Raw genomic sequence first — 18600 nt, 5'->3', positions numbered from 1 at the left:
ATGAAGAGAACCGGCGGAGAGCTGATCGTCGAGGCGCTGAAGGCGAACGGCGTAAAGCGGATTTCCTGCGTGCCGGGCGAGAGTTATCTCGCCGTGCTGGACGCACTGCACGACAGCGACATCGACGTACTCGTCTGCCGCCAGGAAGGCGGCGCGGCGATGATGGCCGACACCTGGGGCCGCCTGACCGGCGAACCGGGCATCTGCATGGTGACCCGCGGACCCGGCTCCACCAATGCGTCGGCCGGCCTGCATGTCGCCATGCAGGATTCCGTGCCGATGATCCTGTTCATCGGCCAGGTGCAGCGCGAAGCGCGCGAACGCGAGGCCTTCCAGGAGGTCGAATATCGCCGCGCCTTCACCGAATTCGCCAAGTGGGTCGGCGAGATCGACGATGCCGCCCGCATTCCCGAATTCGTCACCCGCGCCTTTGCCGTCGCCACCTCCGGCCGTCCTGGCCCGGTGGTGCTGACCCTGCCCGAAGACATGCTGGTCGATAGCGTCGAGGCACCTGCCGCCAAGCCGTACCAGCCGGTCGAAGGCCATCCGGGCGCCACTCAAGTCAAGGCTTTTCACGAGATGCTGCTTGCAGCCGAACGGCCTATGGTCATCCTCGGCGGCACGCGCTGGACGGAAGAGGCCGTTGCAGATTTCCAGGCCTTTGCAGCAGCGCACAAGCTGCCGGTCGGCTGCTCGTTCCGCCGGCAGATGCTGTTCGATCACCTGCATCCGAGTTATGCCGGCGATGTTGGCATCGGCATCAATCCGGCACTCGGCAAGCAGGTCAAGGAGGCCGATCTCATCGTGCTGCTCGGCGGCCGTTTTTCGGAAATGCCGTCCTCCGGCTACACGCTGATGGATATCCCCTATCCGCAGCAGAAGCTGGTGCATGTCTATCCCGATCCCGATGAACTCGGCCGCGTCTACCGGCCGGATCTTGCCATCGCCGCGGCACCCGAGCACTTCGTCGCCGCCCTGAAGGGGTTGACGCCGCCTGCTGCTCCCGCCTGGGCAAAGCGGACGGAAGACATGCATGCCGCCTACCTTGCCTGGTCGACACCGCCGCAAACCGGACCGGGAGCCGTGCAGATGGGGCCGATCATGGACTGGCTGGAAGCCAATGTCGCCGAGGATACGATCTTCACCAACGGCGCCGGCAACTATGCCACCTGGGTACACCGCTTCCACCGGTTCCGCCGTTTCCAGACCCAGTCGGCGCCGGCCTCCGGCTCGATGGGTTACGGCCTGCCGGCCGCCGTTGCGGCCAAGCAACTTTTCCCGGAACGCGAGGTCATCTGCTTTGCCGGCGACGGCTGCTTCATGATGCACGGCCAGGAATTCGCCACCGCCGTACGCTACGGCCTGCCGCTGATCACCGTGCTCGTCAATAACGGCATCTACGGCACGATCCGCATGCATCAGGAGCGGGAATATCCGGGCCGCGTCAGCGCCACCGGCCTCACCAACCCTGATTTTGCCGCCTTCGCCCGCGCCTATGGCGGCCATGGCGAAACGGTGGAGAAGACCGAGGATTTCGCAGCCGCCTTCGAGCGCGCACGCCAGAGCGGCAAACCTTCGATCATCGAGATCAAGCTCGATCCGGAGGCGATCACGCCGACGCGCACGCTGAGCCAGATCCGCGACCGGACCTGAAGACAAACACCACGGACAAAAAAAGGCCGGTCCAACGACCGGCCTTTTTCATGAAATGTCGGATAGATTAGTCGAGAGCGGCGATGACGACGAACTCGACCTTGTAGTCCGGGGTCGCCAGGGCAGCCTGGCTGGTGGCGCGGGCCGGCGTGTTCTTCGGGTCGACCCAGGCTTCCCAGACGGCATTCATTTCGCCGAAGGTGGAGATGTCGGAGAGGTAGATGATCGTCTGCAGGATCTTCGACTTGTTGGTACCGGCAGCAGCCAGCAGGCGATCGACTTCGGCCAGCGCCGACTTCGACTGCTCGGTGACACCATTACCTTCGCCGACCTGGCCGGCCAGGTAAACGGTGTTGCCGTGGACGACAGCGCCGCTCATGCGCGGACCGGGCTCGATACGGGTGATGCTCATGGAAAACTCCCTAACGTTTTGGAATCAAAAGAAAGGACCCGCGTCGTCAACGCAGGTCCACAAAAGCCAGCCCGCAGCCGCAGGCTGGCAATCCTGAACGCCTGTCAGGCGCGGATATGCAGGGTCTGCTGATAGACGGCGGTCGAGCGCGCGCCCGAACGGCAATAGCCGAGCATCGGACGGGCAAACTCGTCGAGCGCATCGACCATGGCAGTGACGGCTTCGGCAGTAACACCCATCGGGCCGACCGGGATGTGCTTGATCTCGAGGCCGAGTTCCTTGGCGCGGGCGGCGATATCTTCGAAACGCGGCTGGTCCGGAGCCTCGAAATCCGGGCGATGGCAGACGATCGACTTGAAGCCCAGCGCCTTGATCTCGTCGAGATCCTCCACAGCGATCTGGCCGGTGACCGAATATTCGTCGTTGATCTCGCGAATGTCCATGGCGTTCTCCTCGATTGAACTCCGGGATGGTCTACGCTGTGACAAAGGCAGCGTCAATTCAATGGCGTTCCAAACTTCTCAAACAAAGGAGAAACGCAATCCGTAGCTCCGGCTTTCCCCGGGCGCGATTTCCGTGAGTTCTCCCGACCGGCCGAGCTCGGCGCGGCCAACCCAGCGGTGCGAACACGGCTCGATGCCGAGCACGTGCGCCGGTGCTGCCTGGTTGCGCCAGATCTGCAGGAACGGCAGCGTATCGGTGCGGAACGCCACCCGCAGCGACAAGCCGCCGAGCGAAGCCATCGGGCCAAGCTGCAGTTCCGCCCATTCGGCACCCTCGGCCGGCACGCAGAAAACGCCGCCGGGATCCTTGCCGAAGGTCCAGGGAAAGCCGCCGGCTTCCAGCATGGCGCCGGACAGGCGGACATCGGCGTCGAACAGGCGGGCGCCGATGTTCATGTGGTACATCAGCATCGGTGGAAACGGGGTATCGCCAGTGTTGACGATCCGGTCGTCGAGCTGCACCTCGCCGGTCTTGCCGTCGATGTGCCAGCGCCGCTCCAGCCGCGCCGGGGCACCCTCCGTCATACGCACGTCAACGACGGCATGGCATTCGGCACCGCCATTTTCGCGCTTGTTCGACACGATGGTGGCCGGATGGGCGGCAAAGGCGCCGTGCAGCGGATATTTGCGACCCGCCGCATCACCCTCAATCGGTTCGGGATGCCGCAGGTGATCCGGGCCGCAGGTAAAGAGAAAGCCCTCGAGCGAATGGTCGATACGCGGATCACCGTCGTCGGGAATGGCCCGTCCCGGCGCCAGGTTCTCGCCGTGGACGATGCAGGCGCCGATATCCAGAACCGAGGTTGGATCAAGCGTCAGGCGCGGTCCCCTGGTGGCCGAAAATTCGATCATGATAATCCTCCCTTGCCCGCCGGAGCGGGCATCTCCACCCTGCGTTCGAACACGGTTCGAACCGCCATCCCAATCGCATAGTGGCTGCAGTGTCGTTGCGTCAATCGCAAAGGACGGCTTTCGCCGCCGTCACGCCTTTTTGCCAAGGCGTCGGGCAGGCATTGCGAGAATCAGCTGCAGTCACCAAATGCTAACCATAAGGACACGTGCCCGAAACCTTTGGCCACCACCCCGCGTTCGAGAGACAAAGACAAAGGTGTGCGACCATTCGGTCCCTGGTCATAAACACGCCGGATTCAAATTTAATGGAACGTTCACCACAGATTCATGATTTTCACACTAGGGTCAAATTTGGAGTGTCTGTGGCTTGGAAAGCGCTGCTTCGAGGATCGCCAAAACCGTGAGAAACGTTGTTAAAATTGCTGTATCTGCCGCCACCATGGTTTCGGTCATGGCGATTGCAGCCGCGGACGCGGAAGCCCAGCAGAGATACCGCCGCTATCAGAGCGAAACCGTGCTGGTCACGCCCGAAGGGTCCATCCTCGACTTCATGCCCGAGGAAAGCGAGGTCATGGTGCGGATCGACAGCCGTGGCCGCCGCGTGCTGATCGACAATTATGGCAACCTGGTCGCCACGGAAATGCCGGCCGATGTCTATTTCGCCCGCAACGAGCAGCCGCGCTACGAAGATCCCTACCGCGACAATGGCGAGGGCTTCGACAATGGTGAAAGCTTCGACGGTTTCGATGCCCGCGATCCGGGCACGATCACCGGCACCGTGCCGCGCCATGGCGACGTGACGCGCCTGCCGCTCGAAGAACAGTCCCTGCCCGGCTTCGAAAACGACAATGCCGACGGCGAACTGCAGAACACCGCCCCTGCCGACAACCAGGACGTCACCTCGCTCGACCCGCAGGCTACCCAACCGACTGTTCAGGACACCGAGCCGGCCATCGTGCTCAACAACAAGTCGCGCGCCGAAATCACCGCCCTGCAGGTCTTCCTCGATCGCGAAGGCGCATCGCCGGGCGTGATCGACGGCAAGATGGGCATGAACGTCACCAAGTCGATCCGCGCCTTCGAAAAGATCAGCGGCGAAACGCTCGATCCGAACGACACCGAAGCGATCCTCGAACGCCTGCGGCTTTCGGGTGGCATGCCGATCATCAGCTACACCATCACGCCGGCGGATGCCGCCGGGCCGTATGTCGCGGAAATCCCCGAGGATTATGCCCACAAGGCATTGCTGCCGCGCCTTTCCTTCACCTCCACGACGGAAATGCTCGCCGAGCGTTTCCACATGGACGAAGCCTACCTGAAGGAACTCAATCCCGGCATCGATTTCAGCATTCCCGGCACCATCGTCAAGGTGGTCAACCCCGGCGAGGCGCGTACCGGCATCGTTGCCCGCATCGTCGCCGACAAGGGCCGCAAGCAGGTGCTTGCCTATGGCGAAGCCGGCGAACTGATTGCAGCCTATCCGGCCAGCATCGGCTCGTCCGATACGCCGTCACCCTCCGGCACCGTGACCGTGGAGCGTATCGCTCTCGATCCCGGCTATACCTACAATCCGAAGATCAACTTCCAGCAGGGCAGCAACGACAAGATCCTCGAAATTCCGCCGGGTCCGAATGGTCCGGTCGGCACCGTGTGGATTGCGCTGTCGAAACCGACCTATGGCATCCACGGCACGCCGGAACCCTCGAAGATCGGCCGGACCCAGAGCCATGGTTGCATCCGCCTGACCAACTGGGACGCGACCGAACTGGCCAAGATGGTCAAGCCGGGCGTGACCGTCGAATTCATCGAGTAAGCCTCAGCTTTCGCAAGCATGGAAAAGCCCTCCGGAAAAACAATTCCGGAGGGCTTTCATTTTACGCACTACAGAAGGCGGATATCAGGCTGCGTCGGAGAGGCGGCGGAATGTCGGCCGGCCGCGGCGCAGCGGAACGTAGCGCGTGACTTCATCGGCAAACTGCCGGGCATTTTCCATGGCCTTGTCGAGATTGCTGACCTTTACCGGGTCCATGCCCGAAAGCGTACCGCCGCAATCGAAGATGTCGCGGAAGGCGGAGCGTTCGATGATGGGCGTGCCGAGCACGTGCACCTGGCGCTCGGCGAGCAGCATCTTCACCGAGAGAAGCGCGCGCGTCGTGACGAGTGAGTTGACGCGGGTGAGAACGACGGAGTGCGGGATCTCAATGCCCGCCTTGTCGGAAAGATATTTCAGCAGTTCCAGAACCTGTGCGCCGCCGCGGGCATCCATGGCACAGCCCTGGATCGGGATCAGCACGTGGTCGGACAGGCCGAGCGCGGTGGCAAGCAGCGGGTTGCGGGTGCCGGGCAGATCGATGATGAAACAATCGGTCCGGTCCTGGTTTTCGGTGATGTGCTGCTGGATCGACGCCATGGTGACGTAGGAGATCACCGAAAGGTTCGGGATGGAGCCCGAAATATCATGCCAACGCGAAATCCAGTGTTGCGGATCGGCATCGAGGATGGTGACGCGATATCCCTGGCGGGCAAGCTCGGTTGCAAGGATAAGCACCGCAGTGGTTTTGCCGGCGCCGCCCTTTGTGTTGGCAAATGTAATGACTGGCATGTTCGATCCTTGATGTGGCAGAGCAGTCCATCGCTCTGAAGCAGCACCTCGGAAGAGCATGGTGCGTTTCATACATCTTTTCCAAATATGGTTAATGAAGTGGAAATTTCCCGACCGGTTTTATCATCACAATTTCTTGGGTCGCTTTGGAGCGGCAAGAAAAAAGCCCGGAAACTCAAGAGCTTCCGGGCCAGGCCTATTGCAGGGGCAAAGGGTCTTCAGAAGCAATCGAGGAAAAGCTTCTTGGTATTTTCCGCTGTCATCTTAACCGGATTGCCGCCGACGCTCGGGTCTTCCAGCGCCATGGCGGTCAGTTCGTCGATGCGATCCGGCTTGATGCCCATCGCCGTCAGGTTTTCCGGCACGCCGAGTTCCGAGCGCAACGACAGGACGAAATCGTAGAAGCCGTCGAACCCGCCCGCGATGCCGAGATAGGCGGCCGCGCGCTCGATGCGGCTTTCGATCTCCGGACGGTTGAAGCGCAGCACCGGCGGCATCACCACCGCATTGGTCATGCCGTGGTGGGTGTTGTAGACCGCGCCGATCGGGTGCGACAGCGCGTGGATGGCGCCAAGCCCCTTCTGGAAGGCGACGGCGCCCATGGCGGCGGCCGACATCATGTTGGCGCGGGCTTCGAGATCCGTGCCTTCCTTGTAGGCGCGCGGCAAGAATTCCTTGACCAGCCGCATGCCTTCCAGCGCAATGCCGGCCGACATCGGGTGATAGAAGGGCGAGCAATAGGCTTCCAGGCAATGGGCGAAGGCGTCCATGCCGGTGCCGGCGGTGATCATCTTCGGCATGCCGACCGTCAGTTCCGGATCGGCGATGACGACGCCGGGCAGGAATTTCGGATGGAAGATGATCTTCTTCACATGGGTTTCGGAATTGGTGATGACGCTGGCGCGGCCGACTTCCGAGCCGGTGCCGGCCGTGGTCGGCACGGCGACGATCGGGGCGATGCCCTCGACATTCGCCCGCGTCCACCAGTCGCCAATATCCTCGAAATCCCACACCGGACGGGTCTGTCCGGCCATGAAGGCAACACACTTGCCAAGGTCGAGGCCGGAACCGCCGCCGAAGGCGACGACGCCGTCATGGCCGCCATCCTTGAACGCCTTGATGCCGGCTTCGAGATTCTTCTCGTTCGGGTTCGGATCGACATCGGCGAAGATCGCCCGGCCGAGGCCGGCTTCCTCCAGGATGTCGAGCGCCGTCTTGGTGATCGCCATCGAGGCGAGGCCCCGGTCGGTGATCAACAGCGGCTTCTTCATGCCGAGGCTCTTGCAGGCGTCGGCGAGTTCCTTGATACGGCCGCGTCCGAGCTTGAAGGCGTTCGGATAGCTCCAGTTGGCGGAAATGTTGAGGCTCATGCGGTCACCTTCTTGAGATGATAGGATTTTGGGCGGGTCAGGTTGTGGAAGCCGAGCACGGAGAGCGAGCCGCCACGGCCGGTTTCCTTGCAGCCGGTCCAGACCAGCGCCGGGTCGAGATAGTCGGCGCGGTTCATGAACACGGTGCCGGTCTCGATGTCGCGGCCGATGCGGGCGGCGCGCTCCGGATCCTTGGTCCACAGCGAGGCGGTGAGGCCGTATTTGCTGTCGTTCATCAGGTCGAGCGCTTCGGCATCCGACGTCACCTTCATGATGCCGACGGCCGGGCCAAAGGTTTCTTCGCGCATGAACTCCATGGAGTGATCGACGTTCACGAGGACCTGCGGTGCCAGATAGGCGCCGCCGTCATCGGCCGGGAAAAGCTTCGGATCGACCAGTGCCTTGGCGCCCTTGGCGACGGCATCGGCGATCTGCTCGCGCACCACCTTGGCGAAACGCTTGTTGGCCATCGGGCCGAGCGTCGTTTCGGCGTCGAGCGGGTTGCCGAGCTTGTAGTTCGATACCCAGGCCACCGACTTCTCGACGAAGGCATCATAGAGCGACTCGTGTACGTAAATGCGCTCGATGCCGCAGCAGCACTGTCCGGAGTTGAAGGTCGCACCGTCCATCAGCGTATCGACGGCGGCGTCGAGATCGGCATCCTCCATCACGTAACCCGGGTCCTTGCCGCCGAGTTCGAGGCCGAGGCCGGAGAAGGTGCCGGCGGCGGCACGCTCGATCGAGCGACCACCTTCCACCGAACCGGTGAAGTTGATGAAGTTGAAGTTGCTGGCGGCAATCAGCGCCGATGTCGTCTGGTGGTCAAGGAAGAGGTTGACGAAGACGTCGTCCGGCACGCCGGCCTCGACGAAGGCACGCACCATACGTTCGCCGACTAGCAGCGTCTGGCTGGCATGCTTGATGACGACGGTATTGCCGGCCATCAGCGCCGGAGCAATCGTATTGATCGCCGTCATGTAGGGATAGTTCCACGGCGCGATAACGAAGACGACGCCGTGCGGCTCGCGTTCGATACGGCGCTCGAAGCGGTCGCTTTCCTCGATGATCAGCGGCTTCAGTGCATCGGCGGCTATCGAGGCGACGTAGTTGGAGCGCTCGTTGAAACCGCGGAATTCGCCGCCGTACTTGATCGGCCGGCCCATCTGCCAGGCGATTTCCGGCACCACCTCGTCGACCATTTCGTTGAGGCGGGCAACGCCCTTCAAGACCAGCTGGACGCGCTCTTCGAGCGGCCGCTTGGCCCAGCTCTTCTGCGCCTTGCGTGCCCGGGCCACCGCAGCCGATGCGGCCTCCAGCGACATCACCTCGCGCTCGGCGTAAACCTCCCCGTTCACGGGGGAAATGCATTGGATCATTGTCATGATCTGTTCCTGTTCTCGTCTACAAATTCTTGCGGGGGCGCGGCGGCCCCTTATCGTCTCTTGAGCGCTTGGCGGCCCCTCATCCGCCTGCCAGCACCTTCTCCCCACATGCGGGGAGAAGGGGTTATGCCGCACCGTTTCCGGTTACTCGACGTCGGGTGTGGCAGGTCCCCTCTCCCCGCAGGCGGGGAGAGGGTTAGGGTGAGGGGCAAATCAGGCGTAAACCAGGAAAGCCTTACGCCCTTTCGAAGCCGCGTGCCACTTCCCAATCGGTGATGCGACGATCGTACTCTTCCTGCTCCCATTCGGCAGCGCGGGTGTAATGATCGATGACGTCATCGCCAAAGGCGTCGCGCAGCATCTTCGATTCCGTCATCGCCTTCGTCGCATCGCGCAGCGTGCGCGGGATTTCGCGAACACCCTTGCCGCCATAGGCATCACCGACGAAGGCCGGTTCCAGTTCCAGCTTGTTCTGGATGCCGTCGATACCGGCGGCGATCAGCGCCGCCATGGCTAGATAGGGGTTGAGGTCAGAACCGCCGACACGGCATTCGACGCGGATCGCCTTGGTGTCCTCGCCGCAGAGGCGGTAGCCGGCGGTGCGGTTGTCCTTGCTCCAGACCGCCTTGGTGGGCGCAAAGGTGCCGACCATGAAGCGCTTGTAGGAGTTGATGTAGGGCGCCAGGAAATAGGTGATTTCGCTCGCATGCGACAGCAGGCCGGCCATGTATTGTTGCATGGCTTCCGACATGCCGTATTTGCCCTTCTCGTCGAAGAACAGCGGCGTCTTGCCGTCGGCGGTCCACAGCGACTGGTGGATATGCGACGAGCTGCCGGCGGCATTGTAATGCCACTTCGCCAGGAAGGTGATCGCCTTGCCCTTCAGGAAGGCGATTTCCTTGCAGCCGTTCTTGATGATGACGTGGCGGTCGGCCATGGTCAGCGCATCGGCGTAACGGACGTTGATTTCCTCCTGGCCGGCGGACGCCTCGCCCTTGGAGTTTTCCACCGGAATGTCGGCGCCCTGCAGACCCTTGCGGATGGCGCGCATCACATCCTCTTCCTTGGTGGTCTGGAAGATGTGGTAGTCTTCATTATAGGCGCTGGCGAGCTTGAGGTCGCGATAGCCGGAGGCCTGCGCCGCTTCATAGCTCTGGTCGAAGAGGAAGAATTCCAGCTCGGTCGCCATGAAGGCCTTCGTGCCGAGCGATTCCAGGCGCTTGACCTGCTTCTTGAGGATGGCGCGCGGCGAATGCGGCACTTCCTCATGGGTATGGTGATCGAGAATGTCGCAGAGGACCAGCGCCGTGCCTTCCAGCCAGGGAATGCGGCGCAGCGTCGAAAGGTCCGGCTTCATCGTGTAGTCGCCGTAGCCTTTTTCCCAGCTGGTCGCCTTGTAGCCGGAGACGGTGTCCATCTCCATGTCGGTCGCCAGCAGGTAGTTGCAGCTGTGGGTTTCCTTATAGGCGCCCTCGACGAAAAACTCCGCCTGGAAACGTTTGCCCATCAGGCGACCCTGCATGTCGACCTGGCAAGCCAGAACGGTGTCGATGCGCCCCTCGGCGACATCCTTCTTCAGTTCGTCGAACGTATAGGTCATGGTCTATCCCTCTCGAGGTCGAAGGCCGATGCGCCTTCGCTCTTTTGTGTTTCTTGCTATGCCGTGCAGTCGGCACAGAACGGTCGGTAGAAAGCCGCCGCGCGGGCAGCGGCTTTCTCTTTTTGGATTTGATGCGAACGCTTTCAGTGCTCGCCAACGGCCTTTTCGGCAGCGGCGATTTCAGCCTGACGGCGGGCAACTTCGTCGCCGATCGGCGGGCCACGGAAGCGGCGGCTCTCGAAACCGAACCAGATGACGCCGGTCAGCACCAGGAAGCCGACGGTGATGTAGAGCGCCCATTCGTTCGGCGGCTGGATGCCGAGGACGAAGATCAGGATCATGGCGAGGACCGTCAGCACGGCAAACAGCTTGAAGACACCGCCCCCAAGGTTCCACGGACCCATCTTGTCCCACTTCGACGTGCCCCAGGCGAACAGGCCGAGCGTGATCGGGATCGCGAAGGAGAAGAACAGGAAGATGACCGTGCACGAGACGACGATGGTGTAGACGGGCGTTTCGCCGATCGAGACCAGCGACGAACCCCAGACGAACAGCACCGAAAGGATGGAACCCGTCCAGATTGCTGCAACCGGCGTACGATAGCTCGGGCTGACCTTGGCGAGCGCCTTGGAGGCCGGCAGGCCGCCGTCACGCGAGAAGGCAAAGATCATGCGCGAGACCGAGGTCACCGTCGCCAGACCGCACAACCACTGGCACACCAGGATCGCGAAGTAGAGGATGTCCTTGACGACCGCATTGACCTGCGTGTCCATCGCCCAGAAGAAGACGTTCCAGCCCTGCTTGGCGGCATCGTCCATGTTCGGCAGCATCAGCACGAAGGAGCAAAGCATGATGTATCCGAAGATCGCCGACCACAGCACCGAGCTCACCATGCCGCGCGGCACGGAATGCGCCGCCTTGATGGTTTCTTCCGAGGTATGAGCAGAAGCGTCGTAGCCGGTGATCGTGTAAATCGGCAGAAGCAGGCCGAGCAGGAACACCCAAGTGCCCGATGTCGTCGGCCAGACGTTGCCGCCGGCCTCGCCGGAATAGTTGGCGAACGTGAACAGACGGCCGATTTCGTAGCTCGGAGCGGCAATCAGGCACACGGCGGCAAGCGCGATCGCCGTGACGAAGATCAGGTAGCCGGAGAAATCGGTAAGCTTGGCCGTCAGGCCGATGCCCATGTGGTTCACCAGTGCCTGCAGGCCGGTGATGATCGCAAGGAAGACGATCCGCGTCACCGTGCTGTCTTCCATGCCGAAATATGGCGTGCCGAAGGAACCCATGAAGAAATAGTAGGTGCCGACGTTGATGGCGCCGAGCACGGTGACGAGACCAAGCAGGTTGAACCAGGCGGTCAGCCAGCCGGTGAAGCGATTGCCGAGGATCGAACCCCAGTGATAGAGACCGCCGGCTGTCGGATAGGCGGAGCTGATCTGCGCCATGGCGATGGCGAAGACGGCGGATACGAAGCATCCGAGCGGCCAGCCGATGCCGATCGCAGCACCACCGGCGCCGGATGTTGCCTGGGCGAGCGAATTGATGCCGCCTGACAGAATGCAAATGATCGAGAAGGAAACGGCGAAGTTCGAAAACGAACTCATGCGCCGTTCAAGCTCCTGGGCATAACCCATGGAGTGGAGGACGCTCATGTCCTCCTTCTTATCGGTATCGGTATAGTTTGACATCGTGCCCCTGCTCCTCGCGGCCTTGCGCGGAATTGCGCTGGCCGTCTCCAATTGATTGCCAAAAGACCCGCCGGCTTTGCCTTGACGGATCGACCGCAGCTTCCACTGCTCCCCGGGGTCGGTTGTTATGACAGGGCTGGCAGGCTTTCCTGCAGCAGTCCCGTCAGAAAATCGGCCGCGACCCCCTGGCCGTTTTCATCTCGAATAAGGTCGTTCCTGACCTCGATCATCACGTTCAACAGCCCGTTGGCGAGACCGTGAAGCTTGAGGCTGTGCGTGACGCCGTCCTGCGGGCCGTAAGGCTCGTTGCGGGCCACCCGGTAAAGATCCGTTCCAGCCGCGGCGTCGAGCATGGCATCCGCCAGCCTGCTGTCGGTGTCGTGAAGAATGCCTATCTCGACCGCGCGCGCCACGCCGTTGTAGACCGGCGTGAAGCTGTGCATGGTGACAATAACGGTTTTTTGCCCCCGCGCAGCGCGCTCCGCGACGATTGCGGCAATGCGATCGTGGAAAGGCCGGTAGAGCCCATCCGTGCGCTCGTCGCGCTGCTCGTCCGTCAGGTCGCGATTGCCGGGAATCTCGTAGATCTCGCTGGTAACCGGCATGGCGCCCGGTGCTTCCGGCGGCCGGTTGCAATCATAGGCAAGCCGCGAAAACCGCTGGTAGACTAGCGTCGCATCGAGGCTCTTCGACATGATCTGGGCAACGGCCAGCGCACCCGGATCCCAGGCGATATGGCTGACAAGCGCTTCATCCGAAAGGCCGAGCGTGCCGAGACGCTGCGGCAGGGTTCGCGATGCATGCTCGCAGACGAGGAGCACCGCACTGCGGGAATCCCCCCTGACCACGGCGACCGGGTCACCTTCCGCCTGCGTCAATAACCCGGATTGCACCAGCATCGGCAACGCTCACTCGAAACGTTAATAAAAACTTATAAAGAAGAGAATTCTTCACCGTGAGACAACTGTCAATCGAAATCTGAAAATTTCTCTTCAAAACACAGATTGACACCCGCATGACGGAGAGTGTTACAATTCCGTGAAAGCCGGCGAAGACCGGAAGGGGAACCATAGGCCTGTGCCAACGACACCAAGAACCGTATCGGACGTCATCCGTGCGCGCTACGACGCGTTGACGCGCGCGGAAAGGCGGCTGGCGGAAAGCCTTCTGGAAAACTATCCGGTCTCCGGTCTCGGCAGCATCACCGCCGTCGCCGAAAGCGCCGGCGTGTCGACGCCGACCGTTGCGCGCATGGTGCAGAAGCTCGGCTACAAGGGTTATCCGGAATTCCAGGCGAACCTGCGCGGCGAGCTGGAAGAAACCCTGTCCAATCCGATCGCCAAGCACGACCGCTGGACGGCAAGCGCGCCGAACGCCCATGTTCTCAACCGCTTCGCCGACGCGATCATGGCCAACATGCGCCAGACGCTTTCGGACCTCGACCCGCAAAGCTTCGACGAAGTCGCGGCCCTGCTTTCCGATCGCAAGCGCAGCGTCCACTTCGTCGGCGGCCGCATCACCGGGGCGCTGGCCGAATACTTCTTCACCCATATGCAGGTCATCCGGCCCAACACGATGTTGATGTCGTCGGGCGCCAGCACGTGGCCGCAATATGTGCTGAACATGAATGCCGGCGACCTTCTCGTCGTCTTCGACATCCGCCGCTACGAAACCGAGATGATCAAGCTGGCCGAAATGACCAAGGCCCGCGACGGCACGATCATCCTGTTCACGGACCAATGGAGTTCGCCGGTCGCGAAGTTCGCGCACCATATCTTCCGGATCCATATCGAGGCACCGTCAGCCTGGGATTCTTCGGTCGTCACCCTTTTTGTCGTCGAGGCGCTCATCGAGGCGGTGCAATCGACCACGTGGGACGAAACGCGCGAGCGCATGAAAACGCTTGAGGGTCTTTTCCAGCAGACGCGGCTGTTCCGCAAACCGAACGAATAGGAGGGCCGACACCGGAGCCGCTCGCATGAGCGGCGGACAGCAGAAATGCCTCTCTTGACCGGCAGGTCCGTTGCTGGTTGGATGTGTCACAATCCGGTAAGGAGGGGACAGTTCAAAGAGTATTTTCAAGCCTCTGACACCATTTTCTGCAGCGTCACAATCGGGACGTCGACAACAGGATGTGGTTAAGGATCGATTATCGTGATGGTCTCGCGCATTTTTCAAATCCGGGAGCAACCGCCCCGGCGATGAGCAAAAGATCGTCACACAAGCTTCATGTAACGTCATTAACAGCGTCGCCAGACGCTGAAAAAACCAAGAGGAGAAGACAGTGATCTCGACCATGACCCGCCTGCTTTCGCTTTCGACCGCAATGGTCATTGCGACCACCGCCATCGCAACTGCCGAGCCGAGCCAGGAACTGATCGATGCCGCCAAGAAGGAAGGCATGCTGACCACGATCGCCCTGCCGCACGACTGGTGCGGTTACGGCGACGTCATCGCCTCGTTCAAGGCAAAGTACCCGGAAATCACCGTCAACGAACTGAACCCCGACGCAGGTTCGGCTGACGAAATCGAAGCCATCAAGGCCAACAAGGACAATGCCGGCCCGCAGTCGCCCGACGTGATCGACGTCGGTCTCGCTTTCGGCCCGCAGGCCAAGGCCGAAGGCCTGATCCAGCCGTACAAGGTCTCCACCTGGGACGAAATCCCGGAAACCATCAAGGACGCCGAAGGCTACTGGTACGGCGACTACTACGGCGTCATGTCGCTTCTCGTGAACAAGGACCTCGTCGCCAACACGCCGAAGGACTGGGCCGATCTGCTGAAGCCGGAATATGCCGGTCAGGTCGCGCTCGCCGGCGATCCGCGCGCTTCGAACCAGGCCATCCTCGGCGTTCTCGCCGCTGGTCTCGGCAAGGGTGCGAAGTCGGGCAAGGAAGCCGGTGAAGCCGGTCTTGCTTACTTCGCCGAGCTGAACAAGGCCGGCAACTTCGTTCCGGTCATCGGCAAGTCCGGTACGCTGGCACAGGGCTCGACCCCGATCGTCGTCGCATGGGACTACAACGCCCTGAGCTGGGCCAAGACCCTCAACGGCAACCCGCCGACCGAAGTCGTCGTTCCGACGACGGGCGTTCTCGCCGGTGTTTACGTCCAGGCGATCTCGGCCTTCGCGCCGCACCCGAACGCTGCCAAGCTTTGGATGGAACACCTGTACTCCGACGAAGGTCAGCTCGGCTGGCTGAAGGGCTTCTGCCACCCGGCACGCTTCAATGCCATGGTCAAGGCCGGCAAGGTTCCGCAGGAACTGATCGACGCCCTGCCGCCGGCAGCATCGTATGAAAAGGCCTACTTCCCGACCCTCGAGGAAGTCGATGCCAACAAGGCTGCCGTGACCGGCGCCTGGGATAGCGTCGTCGGCGCGAACGTGCAGTAAACGACATCCTTCGTCGCCCCGGCCAGCGAGCCGGGGCGACGATTGCGGTATGCCAATAATGGCAACCCCTTCGAGGTTTTCCTAATGTCATCAGACAGTTCAGCTTCCCCACAGCCGACGCGCGCGCCTTTTCGCCTGCCGCTGCATTGGCTTGGCGCGTTGCCGTTCGCGATTTTCGTCCTGCTGTTTCTGATCCTGCCGACGATGCGCATCGTCTTCGGCGCCTTCCAGACGCCCGAGGGAAGCTTCACCCTGGAGAATATCCGGGGCCTGTTCACGACCTCGATCATGTCGGCCTACTGGATCTCGATCAAGATCAGCATCGCCTCGGCGCTGCTCGGTTGTCTGATCGGCTTTTCCGTCGCCGCTGCCGTGGTGCTTGGCGGTCTGCCGAAGTGGATCCGCGGGCCGCTGCTGACATTTTCGGGTGTCGCCTCGAACTTCGCCGGCGTGCCGCTCGCCTTCGCCTTCCTGGCAACGCTCGGCCCTGTCGGCCTTCTCACGGTCTTCCTGAGAACCGAGCTCGGCATCGACCTGCGTGCGCTCGGCTTCAACATCCTGTCCTTCTGGGGCCTGACGATCACCTATCTGTTCTTCCAGATCCCGCTAATGATCCTGATCATCACGCCGGCGCTCGACGGGCTGAAGCGCGAATGGCGCGAAGCGGCCCAGATCCTCGGCGCCACCAACGCGCAATACTGGCGCATGGTCGCCTTCCCGATCCTGCTGCCGTCCTTCCTCGGCACGCTGGCGCTGCTCTTTGCAAACGCCTTCGGCGCCGTCGCCACCGCCATCGCGCTCACCGGCTCGTCGCTCTCCATCGTCCCGATCCTGCTGTTCGCGCAGATCCGCGGCGACGTGCTCGGCAACCCGCACCTCGGCTATGCGCTCGCCTTCGGCATGATCGTCATCACCGGCATTGCCAACACGATCTACATCTGGCTGCGCGCCCGTAGCGAAAGGTGGCTGAAATGAAGAAGTTCTGGGCCTGGGGCGCCCTCATCATCGGCCTGCTCTATTTCACCCTGCCGCTGGTCGGCATGACCAACTTCTCCCTGAAGATGCGCCGCGGCGTCTATTCGCTCGATGCCTATGCCGTGGTGCTGGGCGATCCGCGCTTTCAGGAAACGTTCGTCTTCTCGATCCTGATGGCGCTGGCGACCATCGTCTTCGGCGTGCTGCTTGTGGTACCCACCGCCTACTGGGTGCGCCTCAAGCTGCCGGGCCTTCGCCCCTACATCGAATTCATCACGCTGTTGCCGCTCGTCATCCCAGCCATCGTCATCGTCTTCGGTTACATCCGGCTCTACAACACCTCGAGCTGGCTGCCGCTCACAGGCTCGGTCACCGGCACGAACATCCTGCTGATGTTCGGGTATGCGACGCTGGCCCTGCCCTACATGTATCGTTCCGTCGATACCGGGTTGCGCTCCATCGACATCGCCACGCTGACGGAAGCGGCCCAGAGCCTCGGCGCCGGCTGGACGACGATCCTGGCCAAGATCATCCTGCCCAACGTGCTCGTCGCCGTACTCTCGGGCGCCTTCCTGACCTTCGCCATCGTCATCGGCGAGTTCACCATGGCCGCCTTGCTGAACCGTCCGGCCTTCGGTCCCTACATGCAGCTGCTCGGCGCCAACCGGGCTTACGAACCCGCGGCACTTGCGGTGATGTCCTTCGCGCTGACCTGGGGCTGCCTCGGCCTGATCCAGCTAGTTTCCCGTTTCCAGAAGGGCGTGCAGAGCGCCGCCTAAGGATCTTTCATGAGCTTCCTCACCCTCACCCACGTTCAAAAATCCTTCGGCCCGGTGCAGGTGGTCAAGGATTTCAACATGTCCATCCAGAAGGGCGAGTTCATCTCTTTCCTCGGCCCGTCGGGCTGCGGCAAGACCACCGTCCTGCGCATGATCGCCGGCTTCGAGACGCCGTCCGGCGGCACGATCTCCATCAACGGCAAAAGCCAGCAGAACCTCCGGCCGAACCAGCGCAACATCGGCATGGTCTTCCAGGCCTACGCGCTGTTCCCGAACATGAATGTTGCCGAAAACGTCGCCTTCGGCCTCAAGGTCGCCGGCACCCCGAAGGCGGAAATTGATGCCCGCGTCAAGGAAATGCTCGGCCTGATCCGCCTCGATCACCTCGCCGATCGTTACCCCTACCAGATGTCGGGCGGCCAGCAGCAACGCGTGGCGCTCGCCCGCGCGCTTGCCCCCAAGCCGCAGGTGCTGCTGCTCGACGAACCGCTCTCGGCGCTCGACGCCAAGATCCGCGTGTCGCTGCGCGAGGAAATCCGCGCCATCCAGCAGAAGCTCGGCATCACCACCGTCTTCGTCACCCATGACCAGGAAGAAGCCCTGTCGATCTCCGACCGCATCGTCGTCATGAATGCCGGCAAGGCTGACCAGATCGGCACGCCGTTCGAGGTCTACAACACGCCGGCGACCCGGTTCGTCGCCTCCTTCGTCGGCACCCTCAATGTCATCGAGGCGAAGGTCGTCGATCCCGCAGCCAACCGCGTTGCCATCGGCGACCAGCAGCTGACCCTCAAGCATTCGATCGCCACCTTCAAAGCCGGCGACCCGATCTCACTTGCCATGCGCCCGGAAACCGGTTCTCTGGCCGAGTCCGCCACCGGCGACACGGCGCTGACCGGCAAGGTGGTCTCCGCCCACTTCCTCGGCTCGGTCATCCGCACCCGCATGGATATCGGCGGCAACATGATCTCCTTCGACATGTTCAACAACCCCGGCGCCGTGCCACCCGCCGCCGGCGAAATCGTCACGCTGCGTTTTGCCGCCAGCGATCTGCTCGTGCTGCGCGACTGATCCACGTCACGCGACACAGTGTTTACCAGCGCCGGACAATGTCCGGCGTTTTTCTTTTGATTTTTCGTTTTCACCCGGTCTATAGTCATGCCGTTCTCAGGGCGGGGTGCAATTCCCCACCGGCGGTATCGGGCGCGAGTCCGGAGCCCGCGAGCGCTTCCGGCACCCGCCGGAAGGTCAGCAGATCCGGTGAGATGCCGGAGCCGACGGTATAGTCCGGATGGAAGAGAGCACGCTGACCGATACCCGCGACACGTGGGATATCGCGTCCATGCTGTTCGCCCAAGGGATGCTTGGGATCGGACCGCCGTCTGCGGCA

General features: G+C 62.0%; 16 protein-coding genes and 1 riboswitch. Of the genes, 7 read left to right on the top strand and 9 right to left on the bottom strand.

Annotated features, from left to right (window positions below):
- Nucleotides 1-1653 carry a thiamine pyrophosphate-binding protein gene (locus tag ACSQ3I_RS25695; RefSeq protein WP_436003664.1) on the top strand — a complete coding sequence of 551 codons (1653 nt, stop codon included), beginning with the start codon at nucleotides 1-3 and terminating at the stop codon, nucleotides 1651-1653.
- Between the two features lie 67 nt (nucleotides 1654-1720).
- On the opposite strand, the gene ACSQ3I_RS25690 is transcribed toward ACSQ3I_RS25695, so the two are convergent.
- The 3 genes from ACSQ3I_RS25690 to ACSQ3I_RS25680 all read right to left on the bottom strand — a co-directional run bounded on the left by ACSQ3I_RS25690 (nucleotide 1721) and on the right by ACSQ3I_RS25680 (nucleotide 3420).
- Entirely contained in the window at nucleotides 1721-2065 is a 345-nt protein-coding gene (locus ACSQ3I_RS25690) for a RidA family protein (protein WP_436003662.1), read from the bottom strand.
- A 104-nt stretch (nucleotides 2066-2169) separates the two neighbouring features.
- Nucleotides 2170-2508: a beta-lactamase hydrolase domain-containing protein gene (locus ACSQ3I_RS25685; RefSeq protein WP_436003660.1), complete on the bottom strand. Its 339-nt coding sequence runs from the start codon at nucleotides 2506-2508 to the stop codon at nucleotides 2170-2172.
- A 78-nt stretch (nucleotides 2509-2586) separates the two neighbouring features.
- Nucleotides 2587-3420, bottom strand: a complete 834-nt coding sequence (locus ACSQ3I_RS25680) for an aldose 1-epimerase family protein (protein WP_436003658.1) — start codon at nucleotides 3418-3420, stop codon at nucleotides 2587-2589.
- 451 nt (nucleotides 3421-3871) lie between these two features.
- Between ACSQ3I_RS25680 and ACSQ3I_RS25675 the strand changes: the two genes are divergently transcribed.
- Nucleotides 3872-5233: a L,D-transpeptidase family protein gene (locus ACSQ3I_RS25675; protein ID WP_436003656.1), complete on the top strand. Its 1362-nt coding sequence runs from the start codon at nucleotides 3872-3874 to the stop codon at nucleotides 5231-5233.
- 84 nt (nucleotides 5234-5317) lie between these two features.
- Here ACSQ3I_RS25675 and ACSQ3I_RS25670 read toward each other — a convergent pair whose 3' ends face one another.
- The 6 genes from ACSQ3I_RS25670 to ACSQ3I_RS25645 form a co-directional block, all read right to left on the bottom strand.
- Nucleotides 5318-6022, bottom strand: a complete 705-nt coding sequence (locus tag ACSQ3I_RS25670; RefSeq protein ID WP_436003654.1) for a ParA family protein — start codon at nucleotides 6020-6022, stop codon at nucleotides 5318-5320.
- 218 nt (nucleotides 6023-6240) lie between these two features.
- Entirely contained in the window at nucleotides 6241-7392 is a 1152-nt protein-coding gene (locus ACSQ3I_RS25665) for an iron-containing alcohol dehydrogenase (protein WP_436003652.1), read from the bottom strand.
- Nucleotides 7389-8774 (bottom strand): aldehyde dehydrogenase family protein, encoded by a 1386-nt coding sequence (locus ACSQ3I_RS25660; RefSeq protein WP_436003650.1) that lies wholly within the window; start codon nucleotides 8772-8774, stop codon nucleotides 7389-7391. Before ACSQ3I_RS25660 ends, ACSQ3I_RS25665 begins: the two co-directional genes overlap by 4 nt.
- A 235-nt stretch (nucleotides 8775-9009) precedes the next feature.
- A complete protein-coding gene (locus ACSQ3I_RS25655; protein ID WP_436003648.1) occupies nucleotides 9010-10374 on the bottom strand; it encodes a glutamine synthetase family protein in 1365 nt (454 codons plus the stop codon).
- 143 nt (nucleotides 10375-10517) lie between these two features.
- Entirely contained in the window at nucleotides 10518-12065 is a 1548-nt protein-coding gene (locus ACSQ3I_RS25650; RefSeq protein ID WP_436003646.1) for an amino acid permease, read from the bottom strand.
- Nucleotides 12066-12190: 125 nt separating this feature from the next.
- Nucleotides 12191-12964 carry an N-formylglutamate amidohydrolase gene (locus ACSQ3I_RS25645; RefSeq protein WP_436003644.1) on the bottom strand — a complete coding sequence of 258 codons (774 nt, stop codon included), beginning with the start codon at nucleotides 12962-12964 and terminating at the stop codon, nucleotides 12191-12193.
- A gap of 178 nt (nucleotides 12965-13142) precedes the next feature.
- Between ACSQ3I_RS25645 and ACSQ3I_RS25640 the strand changes: the two genes are divergently transcribed.
- The 5 genes from ACSQ3I_RS25640 (at nucleotide 13143) to ACSQ3I_RS25620 (ending at nucleotide 18281) form a co-directional block, all read left to right on the top strand.
- The gene (locus ACSQ3I_RS25640; protein ID WP_436003642.1) at nucleotides 13143-14018 is read left to right on the top strand and encodes a MurR/RpiR family transcriptional regulator; all 876 of its coding nucleotides are present in this window, start codon (nucleotides 13143-13145) and stop codon (nucleotides 14016-14018) included.
- Nucleotides 14019-14349: 331 nt separating this feature from the next.
- On the top strand, nucleotides 14350-15456 hold the full coding sequence (locus ACSQ3I_RS25635; protein ID WP_436003640.1) for an ABC transporter substrate-binding protein: 1107 nt from the start codon (nucleotides 14350-14352) through the stop codon (nucleotides 15454-15456).
- 84 nt (nucleotides 15457-15540) lie between these two features.
- Nucleotides 15541-16431 (top strand): ABC transporter permease, encoded by an 891-nt coding sequence (locus ACSQ3I_RS25630; RefSeq protein ID WP_436003638.1) that lies wholly within the window; start codon nucleotides 15541-15543, stop codon nucleotides 16429-16431.
- Nucleotides 16428-17210 carry an ABC transporter permease gene (locus tag ACSQ3I_RS25625; protein WP_436003636.1) on the top strand — a complete coding sequence of 261 codons (783 nt, stop codon included), beginning with the start codon at nucleotides 16428-16430 and terminating at the stop codon, nucleotides 17208-17210. Before ACSQ3I_RS25630 ends, ACSQ3I_RS25625 begins: the two co-directional genes overlap by 4 nt.
- A gap of 9 nt (nucleotides 17211-17219) precedes the next feature.
- On the top strand, nucleotides 17220-18281 hold the full coding sequence (locus ACSQ3I_RS25620; RefSeq protein ID WP_436003634.1) for an ABC transporter ATP-binding protein: 1062 nt from the start codon (nucleotides 17220-17222) through the stop codon (nucleotides 18279-18281).
- An 88-nt stretch (nucleotides 18282-18369) separates the two neighbouring features.
- A riboswitch (FMN riboswitch) is annotated at nucleotides 18370-18517 on the top strand.
- Nucleotides 18518-18600 lie beyond the last annotated feature (83 nt).

The organism is Rhizobium sp. LjRoot30 (genome assembly GCF_964253915.1).
Taxonomy (GTDB): domain Bacteria; phylum Pseudomonadota; class Alphaproteobacteria; order Rhizobiales; family Rhizobiaceae; genus Metarhizobium.
The sequence above is the reverse complement of the archived record's forward strand: the minus strand, read 5'-3'. Positions and strand labels throughout refer to the sequence as shown.

Coding starts and splice junctions, on each gene's coding strand:
- ACSQ3I_RS25695 (WP_436003664.1), top strand. CDS start 1: ATGAAGAGAACCGGCGGAGAGCTGATCGTCGAGGCGCTGAAGGCGAAC.
- ACSQ3I_RS25690 (WP_436003662.1), bottom strand. CDS start 2,065: ATGAGCATCACCCGTATCGAGCCCGGTCCGCGCATGAGCGGCGCTGTC.
- ACSQ3I_RS25685 (WP_436003660.1), bottom strand. CDS start 2,508: ATGGACATTCGCGAGATCAACGACGAATATTCGGTCACCGGCCAGATC.
- ACSQ3I_RS25680 (WP_436003658.1), bottom strand. CDS start 3,420: ATGATCGAATTTTCGGCCACCAGGGGACCGCGCCTGACGCTTGATCCA.
- ACSQ3I_RS25675 (WP_436003656.1), top strand. CDS start 3,872: ATGGCGATTGCAGCCGCGGACGCGGAAGCCCAGCAGAGATACCGCCGC.
- ACSQ3I_RS25670 (WP_436003654.1), bottom strand. CDS start 6,022: ATGCCAGTCATTACATTTGCCAACACAAAGGGCGGCGCCGGCAAAACC.
- ACSQ3I_RS25665 (WP_436003652.1), bottom strand. CDS start 7,392: ATGAGCCTCAACATTTCCGCCAACTGGAGCTATCCGAACGCCTTCAAG.
- ACSQ3I_RS25660 (WP_436003650.1), bottom strand. CDS start 8,774: ATGACAATGATCCAATGCATTTCCCCCGTGAACGGGGAGGTTTACGCC.
- ACSQ3I_RS25655 (WP_436003648.1), bottom strand. CDS start 10,374: ATGACCTATACGTTCGACGAACTGAAGAAGGATGTCGCCGAGGGGCGC.
- ACSQ3I_RS25650 (WP_436003646.1), bottom strand. CDS start 12,065: ATGTCAAACTATACCGATACCGATAAGAAGGAGGACATGAGCGTCCTC.
- ACSQ3I_RS25645 (WP_436003644.1), bottom strand. CDS start 12,964: ATGCTGGTGCAATCCGGGTTATTGACGCAGGCGGAAGGTGACCCGGTC.
- ACSQ3I_RS25630 (WP_436003638.1), top strand. CDS start 15,541: ATGTCATCAGACAGTTCAGCTTCCCCACAGCCGACGCGCGCGCCTTTT.
- ACSQ3I_RS25625 (WP_436003636.1), top strand. CDS start 16,428: ATGAAGAAGTTCTGGGCCTGGGGCGCCCTCATCATCGGCCTGCTCTAT.
- ACSQ3I_RS25620 (WP_436003634.1), top strand. CDS start 17,220: ATGAGCTTCCTCACCCTCACCCACGTTCAAAAATCCTTCGGCCCGGTG.